General features: G+C 73.0%; 15 protein-coding genes. 4 read left to right on the top strand and 11 right to left on the bottom strand.

The genetic code is table 11. The features are described from left to right. Nucleotides 1–261: 261 nt before the first annotated feature. The 6 genes from OG408_RS31715 to OG408_RS31690 form a co-directional block, all read right to left on the bottom strand. Entirely contained in the window at nt 262–927 is a 666-nt protein-coding gene (locus tag OG408_RS31715) for a GntR family transcriptional regulator (protein WP_266784363.1), read from the bottom strand. Between the two features lie 69 nt (nt 928–996). Continuing rightward, nucleotides 997–1,998 (bottom strand): proline racemase family protein, encoded by a 1,002-nt coding sequence (locus OG408_RS31710; protein ID WP_266784361.1) that lies wholly within the window; start codon nt 1,996–1,998, stop codon nt 997–999. 99 nt (nt 1,999–2,097) lie between these two features. Beyond that, nucleotides 2,098–3,009: a dihydrodipicolinate synthase family protein gene (locus OG408_RS31705; RefSeq protein ID WP_266784359.1), complete on the bottom strand. Its 912-nt coding sequence runs from the start codon at nt 3,007–3,009 to the stop codon at nt 2,098–2,100. Nucleotides 3,010–3,082: 73 nt separating this feature from the next. Then, nucleotides 3,083–4,612 carry an NAD(P)/FAD-dependent oxidoreductase gene (locus tag OG408_RS31700; RefSeq protein WP_326673291.1) on the bottom strand — a complete coding sequence of 510 codons (1,530 nt, stop codon included), beginning with the start codon at nt 4,610–4,612 and terminating at the stop codon, nt 3,083–3,085. Then, nucleotides 4,593–4,931 carry a (2Fe-2S)-binding protein gene (locus tag OG408_RS31695; protein ID WP_326673289.1) on the bottom strand — a complete coding sequence of 113 codons (339 nt, stop codon included), beginning with the start codon at nt 4,929–4,931 and terminating at the stop codon, nt 4,593–4,595. The genes OG408_RS31700 and OG408_RS31695 overlap by 20 nt, the downstream gene beginning before the upstream one ends. Before the next feature lie 12 nt (nt 4,932–4,943). Then, nucleotides 4,944–6,146 carry an NAD(P)/FAD-dependent oxidoreductase gene (locus tag OG408_RS31690; RefSeq protein ID WP_326673287.1) on the bottom strand — a complete coding sequence of 401 codons (1,203 nt, stop codon included), beginning with the start codon at nt 6,144–6,146 and terminating at the stop codon, nt 4,944–4,946. A 195-nt stretch (nt 6,147–6,341) separates the two neighbouring features. Here OG408_RS31690 and OG408_RS31685 point away from each other — a divergent pair, with 195 nt between their 5' ends. Continuing rightward, entirely contained in the window at nt 6,342–9,455 is a 3,114-nt protein-coding gene (locus OG408_RS31685) for an alpha-mannosidase (protein ID WP_326673285.1), read from the top strand. A gap of 41 nt (nt 9,456–9,496) precedes the next feature. On the opposite strand, the gene OG408_RS31680 is transcribed toward OG408_RS31685, so the two are convergent. The 3 genes from OG408_RS31680 to OG408_RS31670 form a co-directional block, all read right to left on the bottom strand. Then, the gene (locus tag OG408_RS31680; RefSeq protein WP_266784349.1) at nt 9,497–11,239 is read right to left on the bottom strand and encodes a pyruvate dehydrogenase; all 1,743 of its coding nucleotides are present in this window, start codon (nt 11,237–11,239) and stop codon (nt 9,497–9,499) included. Nucleotides 11,240–11,352: 113 nt separating this feature from the next. Continuing rightward, on the bottom strand, nt 11,353–12,966 hold the full coding sequence (locus tag OG408_RS31675) for a protein phosphatase 2C domain-containing protein (RefSeq protein WP_326673284.1): 1,614 nt from the start codon (nt 12,964–12,966) through the stop codon (nt 11,353–11,355). A 140-nt stretch (nt 12,967–13,106) separates the two neighbouring features. Continuing rightward, entirely contained in the window at nt 13,107–16,874 is a 3,768-nt protein-coding gene (locus OG408_RS31670) for a S8 family serine peptidase (protein ID WP_326673283.1), read from the bottom strand. Between the two features lie 209 nt (nt 16,875–17,083). Here OG408_RS31670 and OG408_RS31665 point away from each other — a divergent pair, with 209 nt between their 5' ends. From OG408_RS31665 to OG408_RS31655, 3 genes are all read left to right on the top strand, one after another. After that, nucleotides 17,084–18,073, top strand: a complete 990-nt coding sequence (locus OG408_RS31665) for a helix-turn-helix transcriptional regulator (RefSeq protein ID WP_285565911.1) — start codon at nt 17,084–17,086, stop codon at nt 18,071–18,073. 103 nt (nt 18,074–18,176) lie between these two features. Then, entirely contained in the window at nt 18,177–18,659 is a 483-nt protein-coding gene (locus OG408_RS31660; RefSeq protein ID WP_266784341.1) for a DUF456 domain-containing protein, read from the top strand. Between the two features lie 165 nt (nt 18,660–18,824). Then, nucleotides 18,825–21,200, top strand: a complete 2,376-nt coding sequence (locus tag OG408_RS31655; protein ID WP_326673281.1) for a glycosyl hydrolase family 95 catalytic domain-containing protein — start codon at nt 18,825–18,827, stop codon at nt 21,198–21,200. Between the two features lie 3 nt (nt 21,201–21,203). On the opposite strand, the gene OG408_RS31650 is transcribed toward OG408_RS31655, so the two are convergent. Both OG408_RS31650 and rsgA read right to left on the bottom strand, forming a co-directional pair. Beyond that, on the bottom strand, nt 21,204–22,571 hold the full coding sequence (locus tag OG408_RS31650; protein WP_326673279.1) for a DNA-3-methyladenine glycosylase 2 family protein: 1,368 nt from the start codon (nt 22,569–22,571) through the stop codon (nt 21,204–21,206). A gap of 72 nt (nt 22,572–22,643) precedes the next feature. Beyond that, nucleotides 22,644–23,828 (bottom strand): ribosome small subunit-dependent GTPase A, encoded by a 1,185-nt coding sequence (gene rsgA / locus OG408_RS31645; protein WP_326673277.1) that lies wholly within the window; start codon nt 23,826–23,828, stop codon nt 22,644–22,646. Nucleotides 23,829–23,980 lie beyond the last annotated feature (152 nt).

Here is a 23,980-nt window from a genome sequence, read left to right as displayed (position 1 = left end):
ACGTTGCGCGGCGTGGGGGATGGCGCGGCCGAGGCAGGCGGGCGGGGTGATCCGCGTACCGCTCATGACATGAGCACGACCTCAATCGCGACCGTCAGTACAATGGCACATGTCACATGTCCTTAGGAAGGCGCTGTGCGCACATTCAGGTTTCGGTGCGGATGGGGTGACGCCACAACGGCTGGATGACATGACGTCACAACGGCGCAGGCCGCCACCCCGAGCGGGGCGGCGGCCTGCGCCGTTGTGCGGCTGCCGGTCTCAGGCGCGGTCGGCCCACAGGGACCGGACGTGGGACATGTGGGCCAGCATGCAGGCCTCTGCCCCGGGGGCGTCACCGGCCACCACCAGATCCAGCAGCTGTACGTGCTCCTGCGCCGAGGCGACCAACTGCCCCGACTCGGCCAGCCTGTTCAGGCCGAACAACCGGGAGCGCTTGCGCAGTTCGCCGACCTCCTCGACCAGCCTGCGGTTGCCGGCCAGCGCCAGCAGGGCGAGGTGGAAGCGGCGGTCCGCCTCCAGATAGCCCAGGATGTCCTGCCGGCGCGCCGCCTCGACGATCTCGAGCGCCACGGGCCGCAGCGCCTCCAGCTCGTGGGTGAGACCCATCCGCGCGATCCTGCCGACGGTGGGGACCTCGATCATGGCGCGGAGTTCGGTGAAGTCGTCGAGGTCCTGTTCGGTCAGCTCGGTGATCCGGAAGCCCTTGTTACGGACCGCCTCGACCAGGCCCTCCCGGGCCAGGTCGAGCATGGCCTCGCGGACGGGTGTCGCGGAGACACCGAACTCGGAGGCCAGCGCCGGTGCGGAGTAGACGGTCCCGGGCTTCAGCTCGCCGGAGATCAGTGCGGCCCGCAGCGCGTGCGCCACCTGGTCACGCAGATGCTCCTGCGCCGAGATCACGTTGAGGGACGTCAGGCGGGCCATGTCTGTTCCTCCAGGACCGTGCGGAGCCCAAGAATACAATGTGACGTTGCCCGTGACGCAGGCCCCGGGTCACAGCAGGAATCCCTCGGGGAACGGGTCCGCCGGGTCGAGGAAGTACTGTGCGGTCCCGGTGATCCAGGCGCGGCCGGTGACGGTGGGGACGACGGCGGGCAGCGGCCCCACGGTGGTCTCGGCGACCAGCCGGCCGGTGAACTCCGTGCCGATGAAGGACTCGTTGACGAAGTCGGTGTCCAGGGCGAGTTCGCCCCGGGCGTGGAGCTGTGCCATGCGCGCGGAGGTGCCGGTGCCGCACGGGGAGCGGTCGAACCAGCCGGGGTGGATGGCCATGGCGTGCCGGGAGCGGACCGCGTCGGAGCCGGGGGCGATCAGCTGGACGTGCTTGAGCCCGTGGATCGCGGGGTCGAGCGGGTGTACCGGGCGGTCGGTGGCGTTGACGGCGTCCATCAGCGCGAGTCCGGCGGCCAGCAGCTCGTCCTTGCGGGACCGGTCGAACGGCAGCCCCAGATCGTCCAGTTGGACCATCGCGTAGAAGTTGCCGCCGTACGCGAGGTCGTACGGCACGAGGCCGTGGCCGGGAACCTTCGCCGTGAGGCCGAGTCCGGCGCTGAATGCGGGGACGTTGGTGAGGGTGACGGAGGTGGCGGCGCCGTCCTCGACCCGGACGTCGACGCTCACCAGTCCGGCCGGGGTGTCCAGCCGCACCGTGGTGACGGGTTCGGTGACCTCCACCATGCCGGTCTCCACCAGGACGGTGGCCACCCCGATGGTGCCGTGCCCGCACATCGGCAGGCAGCCGGAGACCTCCATGAACAGGACCCCGAAGTCGGCGTCGGGGCGGGTGGGCGGCTGCAGGACGGCCCCGCTCATCGCGGAGTGGCCGCGCGGCTCGTACATCAGCAGGGTGCGCACCGCGTCCCGGTGCGCCATGAAGTACGTGCGGCGCTCGGCCATGGTGGCCCCGGGGAGCGTGCCGATGCCGCCGGTGATCACCCGGGTGGGCATGCCCTCGGTGTGCGAGTCGACGGCGTGGAAGATGTGACGCGTGCGCAAGTGTCCCCCTCGGTCGTCCTGCCGGTACGGGACGACATCCCGTCCGGCGGGTCTCTGGTGCGGTCAGGGCCCAAGGGCAGGGCCGGTACGGCAGGCGGTTCAGTCCAGTCCTTCGGCGAGCGCCTTCTCGGTGGCGGCGCGCACGGCGGCCAGGGCGTCCGCGCCGAGCGGCAGACGGGGCGGCCGGGTGGGCCCGCCGTGCCGGCCGACGATGTCCATCGACGCCTTGATGGCCTGGACGAACTCGGGCCTGGAGTCCCAGCGCAGCAGCGGGTGCAGCCGCCGGTACAGCGGCAGGGCCGTGTCCATGTCGCCGGACACGGCGGCCCGGTAGAGCGCGACGCAGCCGGCGGGCAGCATGTTGGGGCAGCCGGCGATCCAGCCGACGGCCCCGGCCAGGGCAAGCTCCAGCAGGACGTCGTCGGCCCCGACGAGCAGGTCGAGGCCCGGCGCCTCCTCGGCGATCTCGTAGGCCCTGCGGACGTCACCGCTGAACTCCTTGACGGCGACCACGGAACCGTCGGCGTGGAGCCGGGCCAGCAGCCGCGGCGTCAGGTCGACCTTGGTGTCGAAGGGGTTGTTGTACGCGACGACCGGCAGCCCCACCGAGGCGACCTCGGCGTAGTGCGCGCGAACCGCCTCGTCCTCGCAGGGGTATCCGTTGGGCGGCAGCAGCAGGACGGACCCGGCGCCGGCCTCGGCGGCCTGCTCGGCGCGGCGCCGCGACTGCGCGCTGTCGTACGAGGAGACGCCGGGCATCACCCTGGCACCGTCCCCGGCCGCCTCGACGGCCACCCGTACGATCTGGTCGCGCTCCTGGTCCGTGAGGGTCTGGTACTCCCCCAGCGAGCCGTTGGGCACCACCCCGTCGCAGCCCGCCGCGATCAGGTCGCGCACATGGGCGGCGTACGCGTCGAAGTCGATCGTCCGGTCCTCGCGCAGGGTCAGCGGGGTGGCGACCATGACGCCCCGCCAGGGGCTGATGCGTACCGCGTCGTTCGTCGTCGTCATGAGGGCTCCTTCGGATATGGCAGGGGAAGGGGAAGCAGAAAAGGGCTGGTGGAAAGGGACGTGGCGGGTGTGTTCAGGTGTTCTCGGGGTCCGCGGCCCGGGCGAGTACGGACAGGGGGACCGGGCAGGCGAGCGCGCGGCGGTCCGGGGTGTCGGACCCGCTCCCGCCGCCTGCGAGTTCCCGTACGGCGAAGCCGCACGTCCGGCCCTGGCACCAGCCCATCCCGGCGCGGGTGAGGAGCTTGACGGTGCGGTGGTCCCCGGCGCCCAGCTCACCGACCGCCGTGCGGATCGCACCGGCGGTGACCTCCTCGCAGCGGCAGACCTCGGTGTCCGCGTCCGCCCAGGCGGTCCAGCCGGGTCCCGGCCGGTGCACCGCCCCCATCAGCTCGGCGAACGCACGCATCCGGCGCCGGGACCGGCGCAACGCGCCCGTACGGTCCGCACCCCGGCCGCCACGGATACCCCGGACCTCCTCGATCACCGAGAGGGCGGCCAACTCACCCTCGATCAACGCGAGATGAACCCCTCCGATGCCGCCGGTCTCACCTGCCGCCCAGACGCCGGGCACGGTGGTGCGCAGTTCCGCGTCGAGCTCCAGCGCGGGCGAGCCGTCAGCACCGCCGCGGGTCGCGCAGCCGAGACCGACGGCGAGGTCGAGCTGGGGCACCAGGCCGTGGCCCACGGCCAGGGTGTCGCAGTCGATGCGGCGACCGGTCCCCGGCAGCGGACGCCAGTCGCGGTCGAGCCGGCTGACCGTGACACCTTCCACCCGGTCGGTGCCGTGGACGGCGGTGACCGCCCGGTGCGTCAGCGGCCGCACCCGGTGCCTGGCCAGCGCCGCACCGTGCCGCAGCCCTTCCCGGAGCCGCCCGGGGTTGGCGGCGAGCACCAGAGGTGCGCGTGCGTAGGCCGGATAGCCGGAAGCCTCCACCAGGGCGGGCACCCGGGCGCCCGCCCTGGCCAGGGAGACCGCGACCGCCTGCAGCAGCGGTCCGCTGCCCGCGACGACGACGCGCCGGCCCGGCAGCACCAGCCCCGACTTCAGCATGGCCTGCGCCCCGGCCGCGCCGACGACTCCCGGCAGGGTCCAGCCGGGGAAGGGGAGCTGGCGTTCGGTGGCACCGGTCGCGATCAGCAGCCGGCGCGCACGGAGTGCGGCCCCTGTCCGCCCTTCGGTACCGGTGACGGCGTGCAGGGTCCAGTCCGTTCCGGTCCGTACGACGGTCCAGACCTGGTGTCCGGCGAGGTGGCGGATCCGGCCTGTCGCGCGGTGCCGGCCGAGCCGGGCGGTGAGTCCGGCGAACGCGGCCCAGCCGTGGTGCAGCGCCTCGGGCCGGGTGGCGCCGAGGCCGGCGGCGGGAGCGCGGTAGTACTGACCGCCGGGTGCGTCCGCCGCGTCGAGGAGGAGCACGTCGAGTCCGGCGTCGGCCGCGGTGACGGCCGCTGCCAGCCCGGCGGGGCCGGCTCCCACCACGGCGAGCCCGGCGACGGGGTGTGGGGCGGCCGCGTCAACAGCCTCTGCGGCCTCGGCGATCTCACCTGTTCCGGATACCCCGGCTGTCCTGGCTGTCTCGGGTGTCTCAGCGGTGGAGTCCGGCATGCCCGTCCCCCTCCTGCGTCGTGACGGCGTCCCCGGGACGGGCCGGCAGCAGGCAGGCGCGCTGACCGGGGCGTCCGTTGACCGTGGCCAGGCAGTCGAAGCAGGACCCGATCCCGCAGAAGGCGCCGCGCGGCCGCCCGTTCACGCGGGTGGTGCGCCAGGTCAGGATGGAGGCGGCCCAGAGTGCGGCCGCGATGCTCTGGCCCGGGAGGGCGCGGACGGGACGGCCGTCGAAGGTGATCTCGAAACCGGGGCCGGGCTCGGCGCCGGCCAGGCCGGCCGGGGTGCGTGCGGTGGTACGGGTGCGGAGACGTCTCACCGGAACTCCTGCTCAGTCGGCGGTCGGAGGGTTCGGAGGCTGCGGGCGGGGGGACGACCGGAAATCCGCGTCGAAGCGGTCCGGCCGGAAGGGTTCGGGGTCGACCTCGGGCTTCTCCCCGCGGATCGCCGCGGTGATCAGCGCCGCCGTCGCCGGTGCGAGCCCGATCCCCGCGCCCTCGTGGCCGCACGCGTGGAAGAGGCCCGGCACCCGGCGGTCGGGGCCGATCGCGGGGAGGTGGTCGGGCAGATAGGGGCGGAAGCCGTGGTACGCCCGCAGGACGCTGGTGTCCGCGAGGACCGGGAAGAGCGCGGCCGCCGCCGCGGCGAGCCGGCTGATCACCGGGACGGACACCGTGCGGTCGAATCCGACCCGTTCGCGGCTGGCGCCGATGAGGACCGGGCCGGACGGCGTGCCCTCCACCACGGGCGAGGTCTGCAGGGCGGCGGACGCGCTCGACACATCGGCCACGTACTCCGCGGCGTACACCTTGTGCCTGATCAGGGGCGGCAGCGGCTCGGTGACCAGGACGAAGCCGCGCCGGGGCAGGACCGGCAGCTCCACGCCCGCCAGTGCGGCCAGTTCCCCGCCCCTGACGCCCGTCGCGTTGACCACGGCCGGGGCGAGCAGGTCGCCCGCACCGGTCCGCACCCCGCGCACCGCCCCGTTCGGCCCCGTCAGCACGGCGGTGACCGCATGGCCCAGGTGCAGGCTCGCGCCGGCGTCGCGGGCCGCGCGGAGCAGGTGCGCCGCAGCCAGGGCCGGCTGGACCTGGGCGTCCTGCGGGTAGAGGAAGCCGCCGGCCAGTCCGGGAGCCAGATGCGGTTCGAGTGCGGGCAGCTCGTGCGGAGCGACCGCCGAGGCCTGCACCCCTGCCGCCGCCTGACGGGCCGCGGTCGCGGTCAGTCCGGCCAGCGACTCGGGTCCGGCCGCGACGACCAGGCCACCCTTCTGCTCGAACTCCACTGCTGTCGGGAGCAGTTCGGCCAGCTCGCGCCAGAGCGCGGCGGAGAGGAGAGCCAGGTCGAGCTCCGGTCCCGGCAGCTTGTCGGAGACCAGGAGGTTCCCCTCCCCCGCCCCCGTGGTGCCGCCGGCGACCGGTCCCCGGTCCACCACCGCGACCGAGAGTCCGGACCGGGCGGCGTCATGGGCACAGGCCGCGCCGACCACCCCGGCCCCGACGACGACCACGTCCCAAGGCTGTTTCGTGAACACGTCAGTAATATGTCACATGGCTCTGATGGCGCCAAGAGGTCGTCCGGACCATTGATATGACGATGCGTCACGTCCACCGCCAACGCTTCGAACAGGGCCGACGGGGTTGTCGTCGGCGGTCGGTGAGGGGTGGACGCGGACCGCTGGGGAAGGCAAGCCCTTGACCATGCGCAAGTGCCGACCCGAGGAGCAGCGATGCACGACGACAGCGCACTGGTGGAGGGCCGGCTGGAGCGGGCCCTGCGCCAGTTCATCCGCCCCGCCGAGTACGCGGCGCGGACCCCGCTCGCCCTGACCGTCTGGCACGCGCCGGGCGAGCCCGTTCCGGTGACGGAGGCGCTGGCCGCGCGGTACGAGCCGTTCACCGCGGGCACGGAGTGGGGAGGTCCGTGGTCCACCAGCTGGTTCCGGCTGGAGGGGACGGTGCCCGGCGAGTGGGCCGGCCGCCGGGTCGAGGTGGTCGTCGACCCCGGCTTCTCCGGTCAGGCGCCCGGCTTCCAGGCGGAGGGGATGCTGTACGACGCCGAGGGCGTGCCGCTCAAGGGGATCCACCCGCGCAACCGGCACCTGACGGTCGGCGCTCCCGCCGCGGGCGGCGAGCCCGTCGCCCTGCTGCTGGAGGCGGCGGCCAACCCCGCCGTCCTGGAACACGGCTTCGTGCCGACGCCGCTCGGGGACGTCCTCACGGCGGGCGACGCACCGCTGTACCGGTTCGCGTCCGCGGACCTCGCGGTGCTGGACGAGGAGGTGTGGCACCTGGTCCTGGACATCGAGGTGCTGTCCGAGCTGATGCGGGAGCTGCCCGCCGACCGGTCGCGGCGCCACGAGATCCTGCGGGCGCTGGAGCGCATGCTCGACGCCCTGGACCTGCACGACGTGTCCGGCACCGCGGCCGCCGGCCGGGCCGAGCTGGCCGAGGCCCTGTCGCGCCCGGCGTCGGCGAGCGCGCACCGGATCTCGGCCGCCGGGCACGCCCACATCGATTCGGCGTGGCTGTGGCCGCTGCGCGAGACGGTGCGCAAGGCCTCGCGCACCTTCGCCAACGTGACCGCGCTGGCCCGCGACTACCCGGAGCTGGTCTTCGCCTGTTCGCAGGCCCAGCAGTACGCCTGGGTGAAGGAGCACCAGCCGCACATCTGGGAGCGGATCGTGCGGGCGGTGGCGGACGGCCAGTGGGAGCCCGTGGGCTCGATGTGGGTGGAGTCCGATGCCAACATGCCGGGCGGCGAGGCGCTGGCCCGGCAGATCGTGCACGGGAAGCGGTTCTTCGAGCAGGAGCTGGGGGTGGAGACCGAGGAGATCTGGCTGCCGGACTCCTTCGGCTACACCGCCGCGTTCCCCCAGCTGGCACGGCTGGCGGGCATCCGGTGGTTCCTGACGCAGAAGCTGTCGTGGAACCAGACGAACGAGATGCCGCACCACACCTTCTGGTGGGAGGGGATCGACGGCACCCGCGTCTTCACCCACTTCCCGCCCGTCGACACCTACAACGCACACTTCCACGCCCGTGAACTCGCCCATGCGGAACGGAACTTCCGCGACAAGGGGCGGGCCACCCGCTCCCTGGTGCCGTTCGGCTGGGGCGACGGCGGCGGGGGGCCGACCCGGGAGATGCTGGAGAAGGCCCGCAGGCTGGCCGACCTGGAGGGGTCGCCGCGGGTCGAGATCGAGAGGCCGTCCGCGTTCTTCGCCGCGGCCGAGGAGGAGTACGGATCCCAGGCACCGGTCTGGTCGGGTGAGCTCTACCTGGAGCTGCACCGGGCCACGTACACCACCCAGGCCAAGACGAAGCAGGGCAACCGGCGCAGTGAACACCTGCTCCGCGAGGCGGAGTTGTGGGCGACGACGGCTGCCCTCAGGGCGCCCGGCTACCGCTATCCGTACGAGGCGCTGGACCGGATCTGGAAGACGGTGCTGCTCCACCAGTTCCACGACATCCTGCCGGGTTCGTCGATCGCCTGGGTCCACCGCGAGGCCCGCGACACCTACGAGCAGGTCCGTGCGGAGCTCGCCGATCTGGTGGCGGGCGCGGTCACGGCACTGGGCGCCGCACAGGGTCTGGTCGCCCTCAACTCGGCTCCGTACGACCGCAGTCAGGTGATCGAGCTGGACGCGGAGGCGAGCGGCGTGCTGCCGTCCGGGGCGCGGGTGCAGCAGCTGGGCGAGGGACGCACGGCGGTGCTGGCGGTGTCGCCGGGTCTCGGCGCGGGACTGCTGGACGGTGCGGCGGCTCCGGAGCGGGAGGTGACCGTCGACGGGGCGGGGGACGGCGGGACCGTGCTCGACAACGGCCTGCTGCGCGTCACCGTCGACCGGGACGGGCTGATCGGCTCGGTCCGCGATCTGACGGCCGGCCGCGAGGTGCTGGCCCCCGGGCACCGGGCCAACCTCCTCCAGCTGCACCCGGACCACCCCAACAACTGGGACGCCTGGGACATCGACCGCCACTACCGCCGCTCCCGGACCGACCTGACGGCGGCGGAGTCGGTCGAGACGGTGGAGGACGGGCCGCTGCGCGCGGCCGTGCGGGTGGTGCGGGTGTTCGGCTCGTCCCGGCTCGTGCAGGAGATCCGGCTGGCGGCGGGCAGCCGGCAGGTCGACATCGAGACCGAGGTGGACTGGCAGGAGTCGGAGAAGGTCCTGAAGGCGACATTCCCGCTCGATGTGCACGCCGAACGGTCCACGGCCGAGATCCAGTTCGGCCACGTCCACCGGGCCACCCATGACAACACCGGCTGGGACGCGGCCCGCTTCGAGATCTGCGCACACCGCTGGCTGCGGGTCGCGGAGCCGGGGTACGGCGTCGCGCTGCTGAACGACTCGACGTACGGGCACGAGGTGACCCGCACCCCGCACGAGGCCGGTCTCGGCACCACCGTACGGCTGACGCTGCTGCGCGCCCCGCACAGCCCGGACCCGGAGACGGACCTCGGCACGCACCGCTTCAGCTACGCGCTCGCGCCCGGCGCGGAGATCACCGATGCGGTGCGCGAGGGCCTGGCGCTCAATCTGCCGCTGCGGGCGGCGGTCGCCCCCGTGGTCCCGTCACTGGTGGCGACGGGGCATCCGGCGGTCACCGTGGAGTCGGTGAAGCTCGCCGAGGACGGCGGCGGCGATGTGATCGTCCGGCTCTACGAGTCGGCGGGCGGCCGCGCGGACACGACGCTCCGGGTCTCGTTCCCCGTCGTGGCGGCGCAGATCACCGACCTGCTGGAACGGCCGCTGCACGCGGCGACGACCGATGCGCACGGACTCGTCCTGACGCTGCGGCCGTTCCAGATCCTGACGCTGCGGCTCACCCCGGCCTAGGCGGGCACCGCACCCCGCCCCGCCCGGAGCAGGCAAAGGCCCTACGGGCGGGGCACGTTGCGCAGGTTGGACCGGGCCATCTGCACCATCCGGCCCACGCCGCCGTCCAGCACGATCTTGCTGGCGGAGAGCGCGAAGCCGGTCACCATGTCCGCGCTGATCCGCGGCGGGATGGAGAGCGCGTTCGGGTCGGTGACGATGTCGACGAGGGCCGGACCCTTGTGCTTGAAGGCGTCCTTCAGGGCGCTCTCCAGCTGCTTGGGCTTCTCGACCCGCACGCCGTACGCCCCCGAGGCCCGCGCGACGGCGGCGAAGTCCGGGTTCTTGTTGGTCGTCCCGAACGAGGGCAGCCCCGCCACCAGCATCTCCAGCTCGACCATGCCCAGCGAGGAGTTGTTGAACAGGACGACCTTCACCGGCAGGTCGTACTGGACGAGGGTCAGGAAGTCCCCCATCAGCATGGTGAATCCGCCGTCCCCGGACATCGACACGACCTGGCGGTTCCGGTCGGTGAACTGGGCGCCGATGGCCTGCGGCAGCGCGTTCGCCATCGAGCCGTGGCTGAACGAACCGATCACCCGGCGTTTGCCGTTCGGTGTCAGATAGCGGGCCGCCCACACGTTGCACATGCCGGTGTCGACGGTGAACACCGCGTCGTCGTCCGCGATGTCGTCCAGGACCGACGCCACGTACTCCGGGTGGATCGGGACGTGCTTGTCGACCTTGCGGGTGTACGCGCTGATCACACCCTCCAGCGCGTCCGCGTGCTTCTTCAGCATCCGGTCGAGGAACTTGCGGTCGCTCTTGGCCTTCACCCGCGGGGTGAGACAGCGCAGGGTCTCGCGGACATCGCCCCAGACCGCCAGATCGAGCTTGGAGCGGCGGCCCAGGTGTTCGGGGCGCACATCGACCTGGACGATCTTCACGTCGGTGGGCAGGAAGGCGTTGTACGGGAAGTCCGTGCCGAGCAGGATCAGCAGATCGCACTCGTTGGTGGCCTCGTACGCGGCGCCGTAGCCAAGCAGCCCGCTCATGCCGACGTCGTACGGGTTGTCGTACTGGATCCACTCCTTGCCGCGCAGCGCGTGGCCGACGGGGGCCTTCACCCGCTCGGCGAACTCCATGACCTCGGCGTGCGCGCCGGCCGTGCCACTGCCGCAGAACAGCGTCACCCGTTTGGCCTCGTCGACCATCCGGCAGAGCTTCTCGATCTCCGCGTCACCGGGCCGCACCGAGGGCCGCGAGGTGACCAGGGCGTGCTCGACGGACTTCTCCGGTGCGGGCTGCGAGGCCACGTCGCCGGGCATCGAGACGACCGCGACCCCGCCCCGGCCGATCGCGTGCTGAATGGCCGTCTGGAGCAGCCGCGGCATCTGCTGCGGGTTGGAGATCATCTCGTTGTAGTGGCTGCACTCCTGGAAGAGCAGCTCCGGATGGGTCTCCTGGAAGTAGCCGAGGCCGATCTCGCTCGACGGGATGTGCGAGGCGAGGGCCAGCACGGGGGCCATGGACCGGTGCGCGTCGTAGAGGCCGTTGATGAGGTGCAGATTGCCGGGGCCGCACGAGCCGGCGCAGGCCGCCAGCTCGCCGGTGACCTGTGCCTCGGCTCCGGCGGCGAACGCGGCCGTCTCCTCGTGTCTGACCTGGATCCAGTCGACGTCCGGGTTGCGCCGGATGGCGTCGACCACCGGGTTGAGGCTGTCGCCGACCACCCCGTACAGGCGTTTGACGCCCGCCCGGGCGAGGATGTCGACGAACTGCTCCGACACGTTCTGCTTGGCCATGGGTGCGCGCTCCCTCTGCCTGTGCTCCGTGCACGTCCGGCTGTCCCGATGCCGGGGCGCGAAACCCCGGCCGGACGGGTTCTCCGGAGTCCATCAACCCATGGCGCGCGGGGTTACGCCTCCCAGACGCCGACCGCCGTCCGGTCGTCGGCGTATCCGGCCACCCTGAGCTGGGTGTCGGCGAGGAACGCGCCGAGGCCGGGTGCCTCGGCGGGTGCCCAGCGCTCGGCCAGCTCCCCGGCGAGCGCCGGCTCGCCGCGCAGCGGCTCGGCCAGACCCGTGCTGCACAGCAGCAGGGTGTCGCCCGGCCGGGCGACCGAGGCCCGGAAGCGGAACGGCTCGGCGGGCGGCGGGACGGGAGCCTCGATGTACGGGGCCGGGGCGGTGGTGATCCCCAGGTCCATGGTCAGCCGCTCGTCGTCCGGCCCGCTCTCGGGTACGGAGGAACCGAAGCCGACCACGGGTTCACCGGTGAGCGCGTCGGTCTGCGGCAGCAGCGGTTCGAGGTCCTGCCAGTGGCCGTCGCGCAGCCGGAAGAGCCCGCCGCCGCCCACTCCGAAGAAGACCCGGGTGCGGCAGGCGGGGTCGGCGGACAGCAGGAGGCAGCGCAGCCCCGCCGTGTACGCGTGGGGTTCCAGCCCGAGTTCGGCGGCGCGGGCGCGCAGCTTGCCGTAGCTGCGGTCGGCGAGCCGGTGCAGCCCCGATTTGAGGTCGCCGCGGCGGCCCGCCCTTATGTCGTCGGAGAGGCGCGCGTGGCTGCGTCCGACGGCTTCGCCGATCCAGCGGCAGGCGTCGGCCGCGGCCAGGTGCGCGCTCTCGGACGACCGGGCGCCGCCGGCGACGGCGACCAGGACGAGGGCGCTCTCCCCGGTCCCGAACCGGACGGTGAGCAGCGCGTCGCGCCGCGGCTCGCCCCGGAACCGGGCGGAGTCGCCGCGCACGGACGCGGCCCGCAGGGTGTACGTGCCGTACCGGGCGCCGTCGAGCACGGTGTCGGCGGCGAGGCCGTCCAGTGCGTACGGGTCGCACGCGGGCAGCGCGGTGGGTTCGGCGTCGTACGTGGGCGGCCGGGCGCCCACATGGCCGACGGGGGGACGCGGCGCGGCCTCCCCGGCGGCGGGCGGTGGGTCGGCGGCGGGCGCCGGACCGGCGGGAGCGACGTCGTCGGAGGGCCCGGCCTGCGGCTGCTCGACGACCGGCCGCCGGGGCAGCGGGGGCACCACGCCGTCCGGTGCGGCCGATGGTGCGGCGGCCGGTGCGGGCGGGAGGCTCTGGGCGATGCGGGGATCGGCGCCGGGGCGCGGGGGCGCCGGCGGCTCGGGCGGCAGGACGGGTTCGGGCGGCACGACCGGTGCGGGCGGCGCAGGCGGCAGAGGCGCAGGTGCCGGCGTAGGGGTGGATGCCGGCGTCGGGGTCGTGAAGGTGCGGGGGCGTGGTGGGCCGGACGGTGGCTCCCACGGGGCGCGCGTGCTCACCTCGGGCAGCGCGTCCGGCGGGGTGTCCGCCGTCCGGGTGACGGCGGACGTCGCCACCCTTGGTTCGGGCACCGCTGCGGCGGCCTCGTACGCCTCACCGCCAACGGCCCCCACGGCTCCCGACGCCGAGTCGAAGCGGTCGTCGAGACTGTCGGCCGCCTGGCTCGCCCCGGCGTCCGGGGCGGATTCGTCGTACAGCCTGCGCCACCAGTCGTCCTCGTGGGCGGCGGGCCTCTCCCCCTGCTGACTCATGCCCTTATTGTCCACCGCGAAGGGCGTGCGAAAACGGGGCATCCGGAAATAGTGGCCGAGGCCCGTCACGGAATGGGTCCGCCGGGCGGCCCCACCCCCCACGGGAAGGACGCCCGGCGGACCGGTCGGGTGATCCGGCGTCAGCGCACGGCGTAGGCGTCGGTCACGGTCTGGACGACGGAGTTGCCGTTGGAGTCCGTCAGTTCGGTGCGCAGGGTGACCGGCTTGCCGGCCGCGTCCGCGTGGTTCACGGTCGCGGTCCAACGGCCGCCCCGCTGTGCGGTGGTGGCGTCGGTCCAGCTCTTGCCGCCGTCGTACGAGTAGGAGACCTTCGCGGCGGTCACCTTGCCGGGCGTGTAGCCGGCGTGACCCGTGACGCTCAGTCCGATCCGCTGACCGTCCCTCGCCGCGAGGGTCTTCATGCCGTCCGACGGCAGGTCGTAGCCCGGGAAGAGCAGCGGGATGCCCTGCGAGTAGACGTTCTCGTCCCGGTGCGAACGGAACTTCCAGGTGGTCTCGGTCATGGTGGACCGCTTCCACACGGCCGCCGGCTGCCCCGACTTCATCGTCATCATGGTGAGTTCGTAGGCGGCGTCCCCGGCCGGGACCGTGAACACCCCGGACGGCCAGCCGGACTCACCGAGCACCGTGCCACCGCTGGTGAGCCGCATGTTGCCCATGTCACCGAAGGAACCCTGGATGCACCCGTGTTCGCTGTCGCTCCAGAAGCCCGGGGCGACGCCGATCAGGTTGTCCTGCCGTTCGGCGGCGAGCTGCTCCACACCGTCGTCGTCGCGGGGTGCGGACGGGACGACGACGCCCCGGTACCACTCCGAGGTGCGCTTCGAACCCGGCTTGTAGGTACGGTACTTGTCGATCATGAACTCGCCCCAGGGGAAGCTGGAGGAGAGCGCCTGCTGCCAGGCGGTGTCGCCCGCCGAGTAGTACTCGGTGCGCTTGCCCGGTGCGGCGACGGTGTCGAACCCGCCGATGCCGAAGGTGGCGCCGTAGGGGCGGGTCACGAGCAGCGTGTCGACGAAGTCGGTCCTGACGCCCATCGACTCGTAGGTGGACTCGACCGCGCCGAGCGCCTTGTCCCTGACCTGGTAGGTGCGGTCCGAGGTGACGTCGCCCGTCTCGGAGAAGGCCAGGTTGTAGACGAACGGGCTGACGGCGGTGGCCTTCCAGCTCAGCTTCACCGGTCCGGCGGCCAGTGCCTCGGTCAGGGCCTTCGCCTCGTCGGCCTGGATGCCGAGCGCGGGCAGGGGCGCCGAGCCGTATCCGACGGACGGCTTCCACGGGCCGGCGGACGGGCGGTGCGTGATGATCGCCACGGCTCCGGCGGCCTTGGCGTCACGCGCCTGGGTGACGACGGTGCCGGTGTCCGGAACCGCGACCAGGGCGATCCTGCCGGAAACTCCGGCGGCCTTCAGCTCCTCGGGGCTGCCGCTGCCGGCGTCGACGAGTGCGGCCCTGCCGGTGCCGTCGAGGTTGACGGAGCCGTTGGACGCGGGCGTGGGGTGGAGGGTGGCGCCGCCGACGACCGAGAGCTTCTCGATCTGCGGGGCGTACGCACGCCAGAAGCTGTCGAACTCGAAGTCGCCGTCACCGGCCTTGCCCCGGATGTCGACCAGGTAGTCCTTGATGACGGTGCCACCGGCGATGGACCCCGAGTGCAGCCAGTTGCCGTCCCAGGTGCGTCCGAAGGCGAGGGTGGCGCTGCGGGTCTCGCTGACCCGGTCCTCGGTCTTGAGCTTGATCCGGTGTGCCTTGCGTGCGTCGAGCACCAGGACGGTGTCCTTGGTGACGTTCAGCTGTGGCCTGGCCAGGTAGCCGACCGACTCGGCGAGGGTGCCGGTGGCGTCCTCGGGGTCGGCCGAGACGACGAAGCTGGAGACGAAGTAGGCGCCGGGGCGCACCTCGTAGACCTGGTCGGCCGAGCCGTCGTTGAAGCGGCGCTCGCCGGTGGCGGTGTCGGTGCCGATGACGTCGAGCGAGGACGAGCCCGCGGCGGGCCTGCCGTTGCCGTCGATCAGCTTGACCCGCAGGGTGACGGTCTCGGCCCCGACGTACAGCGAGAACGGGGTGGAGACCTTGACACCGCCGGGCGCGGTCGCGAGGACCCGGCCGGTGACGTCGCCGTACTGGGCCGCCTCGAGGTGCGCGGTCGGGTCGATCCTCAGCGGGACCTGGACGGTCGCGCCGGCCGGCACGGTGACGCTCTTCGACCCGAGGGCGGCGACGGAGGAGCCGACGGCCGAGCCGTTGTTGCCGGTGACGCCCTGGACCTTGAGCGACAGCTTCACGGCCTTGTCGCCGGTGTTGGTGTACGGGATCTGCACGGTGGTGCGGTCCGACTTGTCCTGCGGCCAGTTGAAGGTGCCGCCCTGGACGGCGGGCGCGCCGGTCACCTTGGTGTCGATGGCGGCCTTGACGTCGAGCCGGCCGCCGCCGGTCTCGCGTACGTCCCCGGGGATGTCGCTCTTCGCGGACGACACGAGGGCCGCCTTGACCTGCTGGGCCGTCCAGTCGGGGTGGCGTTCCTTGACGATGGCGGCGGCGCCCGCGACGTGCGGGGTGGCCATCGACGTACCGGACATCGACTGGTAGGCGTAGACGCCTCGGCCGCCTGCCGCGGCGGCGGAGATGTTGACGCCGGGGGCCGCGATCTCGGGCTTGAGGGTGTGCGCCCCGATCGCCGGACCGCGGCTGGAGAACTGGGCGGTGGAGTCGTCGCGGTCGACGGCGCCGACGGTCAGCACGCTGGGAGCGCAGCCGGGCGAGGAGACGGTGTTGAGCGTCGGGCCCGAGTTGCCGGCCGCGATGACGAACAGGGTGTCCTTGCTCTTGCCGAGCTCCTCGGCTGCAAGGCTCATGGGGTCGGTGCAGTCGGTGGGGGTCTGGCTGCCGAGGCTCATGGAGACGACGTCGGCCTTCCGGTCGACGGCCCACTGCATGCCCGCGATGATCCAGGAGGAGTCGCCGGAGCCGCTGTCGTTGAGCACCTTGCCGACGAGCAGGTCGGCGCCGGGGGCGACGCCCTTCTTCTTCCCGTCGCTCGCCGCGCCCGAGCCGCCCACGGTGGAGAGCGTGTGGGTGCCGTGGCCCTGGCGGTCGTCGGTGGTGTCGGAGTCGGTGAAGTTCTCCGACTCGGTGATCCGGCCCTTGAGGTCGGGGTGTTCGGCGTCGGCGCCGGTGTCCAGGACGGCGACCTTGGTGCCCTTGCCGTCGTAGCCGGCGGCCCAGGCGAGGTCGGCGCCGATCTGCTTGGTGGACCGGTCGAGGCTGGCCTCGACCTTGCGGTCCAGCCAGAGCTTCTTCAGTCCGGCGGCGGAGCGGGACCGGGGGCCGGTGACGTCGGACCAGAAACCGGCGGTCCGCTTCTTGTCGGCCTTGAGCGCCACACCGTCGATGGCCGGGAGCGCGAGTCCGCGCTCGGCGCCGCGCGGGGTGACGGGCGCGCTGCGGGCGGTGTCCTCGGCGTAGGTCGCGATCAGCGGGACGGAGTCCGTGTGCGCGTCGTCGTAGCCCTGGCGGATCAGTCCCGTGACGTTGAAGAGCTCCTCGTCGACGGTGCCCGCGGCGAGCGCCTTCACGGCGGTGTCCGGGTAGACGTACAGGTCCTTGCCCGAGCGGCGGGTCTGCACGAGGGGCACTTGGCCGTCCTCGCGCGCCGCCGCGGTGGCCGAGGCGTTCCCCGAACCGTCGGTGCTCACCAGGACCTTGTCGCCGGTGACCAGGGTGACGGTGACCGGCTTGTTCGCCCCGGCGGCGGCTGCCGCGCTGCCGGTCAGCGGTCTCTTCGCGGTCGTGTCGCCCTGTGGCGCTGCCACGGACGGTGCGATCACCGTGACGGCGAGGACGGCGGCGGTGGCCGCCCCCAGTGCCGTACGCGATATCGGACGCATCGCTCTCCCCAAGTAAAACCGGATGGACAGGCGCAAAGGCCCGTATTCCGGAGGTTGTTGGTGCTGCGGTGGCGCCACATTGGCAGAGTGACGGGCGGTACAGGGATGATGGGCCACGGCGGGTTTACGCCGTGGCCGCTTTCCGCCACGGCCGGTCGCCACGCCATGGGGCAGGACAGCGAAGCACTGCGTCCGGGAGGGGTCCGGGGATGCTGGGAGCCATAGGTCTCGACGAGAGACAGGAGGCGGCCTACCGCGCGCTCGTGGCGCTGGGAGCCGCGGAGGTCTCCGACCTCGCGCACCGGCTGGCGCTTCCCGAACGCGACACCGAGCGGGCGCTGCGACGACTGGAGCAGCACGGGCTCGCCGCCCAGTCGTCGGCGCGTACGGGGCGGTGGGTGGCGGCCCCGCCGGGTGTCGCGCTGGGGGCGCTGCTGACGCAGCAGCGCCACGAGCTGGAGCAGGCGGAGCTGGCGGCGGTACTGCTGGCCGAGGAGTACCGCATCGACGCCGACGAGCCCGCCGTGCACGATCTGGTCGAGGTGGTCACCGGGGCGAGCGCCGTGGCGCACCGTTTCCATCAGCTGCAGCTGGGCGCGACGAGCGAGGTGTGCGCCCTGGTCACCGGGAAGCCGATCGCGGTGAGCGGGCTGGACAACGAGTCGGAGGAGCAGGCCGCGACCCGCGGGGTGCTGTTCCGGGTGGTGGTCGAGCGCGAGGTGCTGGGCCTGCCGTCGGGGATTCTGGAGCTGTCGGCCGCACTGAGCCGCAACGAGCAGTGCCGGGTCGTGGACCGCGTCCCGACGAAGCTGGTCGTCGCCGACGGAGCGCTGGCGATGGTGCCGCTGACCGGCCGCGGCGCCGAGCCGGCGGCCCTGGTGGTGCACGCGTCGGGGCTGCTGGAGTCGCTGATGGGCCTCTTCGAGGCGGTGTGGCGGGAGGCGATGCCGCTGCGGCTCGGCGAGAGCGGCTGGGTGCAGGAGGCGACGACCGGGCCCGACCCGACGGATCTGGAGATCCTCTCCCTGCTGCTGGCCGGGCTGACCGACGCCAGTGTGGCGAAGCAGCTGGAGCTCGGGCTGCGGACGGTGCAGCGCCGCGTGAAGGGCCTGATGGAGCTCACCGGGGTGTCGACCCGGCTCCAGCTGGGCTGGCATGCGTACGAACGGGGCTGGGTGTCCCGCCAGGCGCGCCCCTGAGCGGTCCCGCATCGCCTCCGTCACGCCCCTGAGCTGCGCCGACGGCTCCGGTGGTGAGGGGTGACGACGGGCGGGACCGGCCGGACTCCGGCAGGCTGGTCAGATGAGTGTGTGGCAGCTCGTCGCCGTCGGACTGGTCATGCTGCTCGGCCTGATCGGTGTGCTGGTGCCCGGTGTGCCCGGACAGGCGATCGTCTGGGCGGCCGTCCTGTGGTGGGCGCTGACGGACATGACACCGGCCGCCTGGGGCGTCCTCATCGGCTCGACGGCGCTGCTGCTCCTGAACCAGGCACTGAAACCGCTCCTGCCGCCGCGCCGGCCGCGTGAGTCCGGGGCGCCACGGCGGACGCTGATGCTCGGCGGGGCCGGCGCGATCGCGGGGTTCTTCGTGGTTCCGGTGGTCGGCGCGATCGCCGGGTACGTGGGCGTGATCTACGGGGCGGAGCGGCTGCGGCTGGGGAGCCGCGGGGCGGGCTGGGCGTCCGTCCGCTCGGTGATGCGGGCGACCGGCTACTCCGTGCTCGTCGAACTGTTCGCCTGTCTGCTGGTGACGGGGGCGTGGCTGGGCGCCGTGATCTGGGGCTGACACCGCCCCGCAGCTGTCACATGGGCGGAGCCCGATCACATAGCGGGAAACACATCGGATCTCTCACGGTCTATTGACGCACAGAAGGCTCAAGTCTACGTTCCGTGAGGAGATAGCTCGGATGAATCAATGCGCCCGCTTGCGTACGAGTCGCCAGGAGTTTCCTTGCCCACAGCACCGGATCCCCTCTCCTCACCCCGGACCGATCCCTCGTCGCCCGCCCCTTCCCGCAGAACCGTTCTCGCCACCGGGACCGCCATCGGCGGCGCCCTCGTGGCGGGCGGCGCGGCGGTCCCCGCCCAGGCGGCCGCCGCGCCCGCCACCGCCCCCGTGGCCGTGCACACCCCCGCGGACAGCTGGAACACCGTCCTCGACGACGCCGACCTGCACTGGCAGAAGCTGCCGAGGACCTGGTACGAGGGCCCCTATCTGGGCAACGGCCGGCTCGGCTCCGGGATCTACGCGGAGCCCGGCGCCGAGACCAGCGCGATCCGCTTCAACGTCCAGCACTCCGAGGTCCAGGACCACCGCCCCGAGTACGGCTCGCTCTTCGGCCTCGCCCGCCTCCCGATCGGCCACTTCACCCTCGAACCGGCCGGGTCGATCACCGGCGTCGACTGGCGGATGCGGCTGCACACCGCCGAGCTGACGGGCACCGTCACCACCACCGCGGGCACCCTCGCGCTCCGCGCCTTCGTGCAGTCCACCGGCGACGTGCTCGCCGTCGAGGTGACCCCGAGCGCCGGTGAGAAGGACGCCCGCTGGGTCTTCCATCCGGCGGAGGCGATCAGCCCCCGGGCCGCCTTCAAGCCGCTGCCGGACGGCTACACGGGCAATCCCCCGGCCGCCGTCGAGGAGCACGGCGGCACGTCCGCGGCCGTGCAGTCGCTGCTGGGCGGCGGGCAGCACGTCACCGCCTGGCGCGAACGGTCACGGGGCGCCGCCCGCACCCTGTACGTGACGGTCGCGCACTCCCACCCGAAGAACACCGCCCGCGACCGCGCCCTGCGTACGGTCACCGCCGCCTCGGCCCTCCCGTACACGCTGCTGGCCGCCCCGCACCGCGTCTGGTGGGACCGCTTCTACCGCAAGAGCTTCCTGTCGCTGCCCGACGCCCGGCTGCAGCGCTTCTACTGGATCCAGCTCTACAAGACCGCTTCGGCGGCGCGCAAGGACGCCCCCGTGATGGCCACGTCGGGCCCCTGGCTGGAGCCCACCCCGTGGCCCAACACCTGGTGGAACCTCAACGTGCAGCTGGAGTACTGGCTGATCCACGGCTCCAACCACCTGGAGCTCGACGCCGTCACCCGGGCCCTGAGCGAGTTCCGCGACCAGCTCTCCCGCGAGGTCGCCGCCCCCTACCGGGCCGACTCCGCGGGCATCCCCCGCACCACCGACCCGCAGCTGGTCAACGGCGCCGCGGTCGCCGACGGCGGCTACGGCGTCGGCATCCCCGGCCAGGACCCGCCCACCCCCGAGGTCGGCAACCTGACCTGGGCCCTGCACAACGTCTGGCTCTCCTACCGCCACACGATGGACCGGTCCGTCCTGCGCGACACGCTGTTCCCGCTGCTGCGCAAGGCCGTCAACTACTACCTGCACTTCCTCGCCCCGGGCGCCGACGGAAAGCTGCACCTCCCGGCGACCTTCTCGCCCGAGTACGGCGTCAACGCCCCCGACTGCAACTACGACCTGATGCTGCTGCGCTGGGGCTGCCGCACGCTGCTCGAATCGGCCGCGGAACTGGGCGTCCACGACCCGCTGACCGCCCGCTGGCAGGAGGTGCTGGCCCGGCTGGCCCCCTACCCGGTCGACGAGAACGGCTACATGATCGGTGCCGGGGTGCCGTTCGCGCAGTCCCACCGCCACTACTCGCACATGCTCGCCGTCTACCCGCTGTACGAGGTCACCGGCGCGACGGACACCGAACGCGCCCTGATCGAGAAGTCCCTCGCCCACTGGGTCGGCTTCGAGGGCGCACTGCAGGGCTACACCTTCACGGGCGCCGCCTCGATGTCCGCGCTCCTCGGCAAGGGCGAGGACGCGCTCGGGTACCTGGGACAGCTGATGAGCCGGTTCATCCAGGCCAACACCATGTACAAGGAGTCCGGCCCGGTCATCGAGACCCCGCTGTCGGCCGCCCAGTCGCTCCACGACATGGTCTGCCAGTCCTGGGGCGACACCATCAGGGTCTTCCCGGCACTGCCCGCCGCCTGGCAGGACCTGACCGTCCACGACTTCAGGACCCAGGGAGCCTTCCTGCTGAGCGCGGTGCGGGAGGGCGGCCGGACCCGCTGGGTGCGTCTGAGCAGCGAGGCGGGCGCGCCCTGCGTCGTACGGCACGGCATCGAGGGCCGCGTCGAGGTGCGGGACGGCCGCGGCCGTCCCCTCGCGCACGAGGAGCTGACCGGCGGTGCGGTACGCATCCGGCTGCGCAAGGGCGAATCGGCGCTGATCACCGCGGCGGGCGACCGCCCCGACCTCACCGTCCGCCCGGTCGCCGCGAACGCGCCCGCGCCGAGCTGGGGCCTGCCCGCCTGAGGCTCAGACCGACGCCTTGCCCAGGAGCTCCGCACGGCGCACACCGTAGGAGCGCCAGGGCCGCCACCGGTCCGATCCGGGCGTGCCGTACGGGTCCACATCGGGGTCGCCCAGGGCCCGCATCCGGATCAGCGCCGCCGTGGCGGGGGCGAGGCCGGGCCTCCGCAGCAGCGCCTGTCCGGCCTCGTCCCGGTCGGCGCCCGCGTCCAGCCGTACGGCACCGTCGGCGAGCGCGGCGGCGAGGGCCCGCAGCCGGGGGTCCGACACCGCACCGGCCAGGACGCCCGGCTCGGGGAACACATGGGTGAGCCCGCCGCAGGGCACGTCGAGCACCTTCCCGTACTCCTCGACCAGCTCGCCGGCCGCCACCGGGCCCAGCAGCGCCCGGACGGCGAACTCCTCGGGGTCGGCCGTGCCGGGCGAGCGCAGCCCGGGGCGGGCGGCGACGCCGGGTGCGAGCAGCGGATCGGCCGCCAGCAGCTCGTCCACGGCGTACGGATCGGCGTCCAGGTCGAACAGCCGGCGCAGCCGTTGCACCGCGGTCGTCAGATCGCGCAGGTCGGTGAGGTGGATACGGGCCTCCAGCCAGGCGCCGGCGGAGCGCTCGTCCACCGCGGCGATGCCGGTGCCGTGCGGCAGGCGCAGGGTGCGGCGGTAGGTCCGGCCGCCGGGCTCCCCGCTGACCTCCTCGATCCGGTCGACCGTCTCGGCCGCCAGCAGGTCGAAGACCTCGCGGGCGGCGTACGGCCCCCGGTGCGCGAGCCGGAGCGGGATGCCCGTGGTGCGCGCCTCCCGCACCGCCGCGCCGAGCCCGGTACCCGCCTCGGTCCGCAGCGCGCTCGGGGTGCGGGCGTAGATCTGGCGCACCGTGTCGTTGAACTGCCTGAGGCTGGCGAATCCGGCCGCGAAGGCAATTTCGGTGACGGGCAGCGCGGTGGTCTGGAGCAGGACCCGTGCCGTGTGCGCGCGCTGGGCGCGGGCCAGGGCGACGGGTCCGGCGCCCAGCTCGGCGTTGAGCTGCCGCTGGACCTGCCGTGTGCTGTAGCCGAGCCGGTGGGCGAGGCCGGGGACGCCTTCCCGGTCCACCACCCCGTCGCCGATCATGCGCATGGCGCGGCCGACGACGTCGGCCCGGATGTTCCAGTCCGCGGAGCCGGGCACGGCGTCCGGGCGGCAGCGTCGGCACGCCCGGAAGCCGTTGCCCTGGGCGGCGGCCGCGGTCGGGTAGAAGCGGACGTTCTTCCGCTTGGGGGTGACGGCGGGGCAGCTCGGCCGGCAGTAGATGCCGGTCGTCTCGACGGCGAAGAAGAACTCCCCGTCGAAACGCGCGTCGCGGCTGCTCACCGCCTCGTACCTGGTCTCTTCGTCCATCACATCGTCCAGTGTGCGCCTTCGCGCACTGCGGGACTCGCGGTTTTCGGACGCCGACCACGGGGTCCGCGGCTACCGGGCCCGGCCGCGCTTCGCGTCCATGGCGGCCCGGCCCTCGGCGCCCTTGCGCTTCCAGTCGCGGAGGATCTCCGAGCGGACCCGGGCATCGGTCTTGGCGACGATGCGCTGGTTCTCGCGCAGCAGCTTGCGGTAGCTGTCGAAGCGCCGCTCGGGCAGCGATCCGTCCTCGATCGCGGCGAGGACCGCGCAGCCCGGTTCGGCCTCGTGGGCACAGTCGTGGAACCGGCACCGGCCGGCCAGTTCCTCGATCTCCGAGAAGACCTGGCCCACGCCCGTCTCCGCGTCCCACAGGCCGACCCCGCGCAGTCCCGGGGTGTCGATGAGGACCCCGCCGGACGGCAGGACGAGGAGGTTGCGGGTCGTGGTGGTGTGCCGGCCCTTCCCGTCGACGTCACGGGCGGCCTGCACCTCCATCGCGTCGTGGCCGAGAAGGGTGTTGGCGAGGGTGGACTTGCCCGCGCCGGACGCGCCGAGGAGCACGCTCGTACCGCCGGAGACGATGGCGGCGAACACGTCGACTCCCTCCCCGGTGGCGGAGCTGACGGGCAGCACCTGCACCCCGGGCGCGAGCCGTTCGATGTCCTCGACGAGGTGGGCGAGGGTGGCGGGGTCAGGGACCAGGTCGGCCTTGGTCAGGACGACGAGGGTCTCTGCGGCCCCGTCACCGTCCGCCGCCCCGTCGCGGAGCAGCGCGTCACCGCCGGTGCTGGACATGGCCAGCGCCAGGAAGCGCTCCACCCGCCCCAGGTCGAGTTCGACCGCCAGGGAGACACAGATGGCGATGTGGTCGACGTTGGTGGCGAGTACCTGGCCCTCGGAGCGCTTGGACGAGGTGGAGCGGACGAAGGCCGTGCGCCGCGGCAGCAGCGTACGGACGAACTGCGGGTCGCCGTCGGGGTCGACGGCCGCCCAGTCGCCGGTGCAGACGATCCGCATCGGGTCACGGGGGACGACGAACGCGGTGTCCGCGCGGACCGTGCCGTGCGGGGTGACGATGTCGCACTGTCCGCGGTCGACGCGCACCACGCGTCCCGGCAGCAGCCCCTGTTCGGCGTACGGGGCGAACTCGGCGGCCCAGGCGTCGTCCCAGCCGTAGGCGGACAGGGGGTGCGACGTCGAGGAGCTCTGAAGAGTGGTGGAGAGAGAAGTGGGGGAAGAGGAGGACGGGACAGACAAGGGAAACCCTTCACAGGGTGGCCCCGGCAGTGCGCACTGCGGCGCGGAGGTACTGAGGTCGGTCAGCCGGCGGCCACGGGGGTGGAATCGATGCTCTTCGGCTTGTGGGCAGCGCCCATCGCGGCGACAGTCATCAATGTCCTCACCTCCGG

Origin of the sequence: Streptomyces sp. NBC_01257 (genome assembly GCF_035917255.1) — a bacterium.
GTDB lineage: Bacteria > Actinomycetota > Actinomycetes > Streptomycetales > Streptomycetaceae > Streptomyces.
Note: the sequence above shows the minus strand (reverse complement) of the source record. Positions and strands in the feature narration are given on the sequence as shown.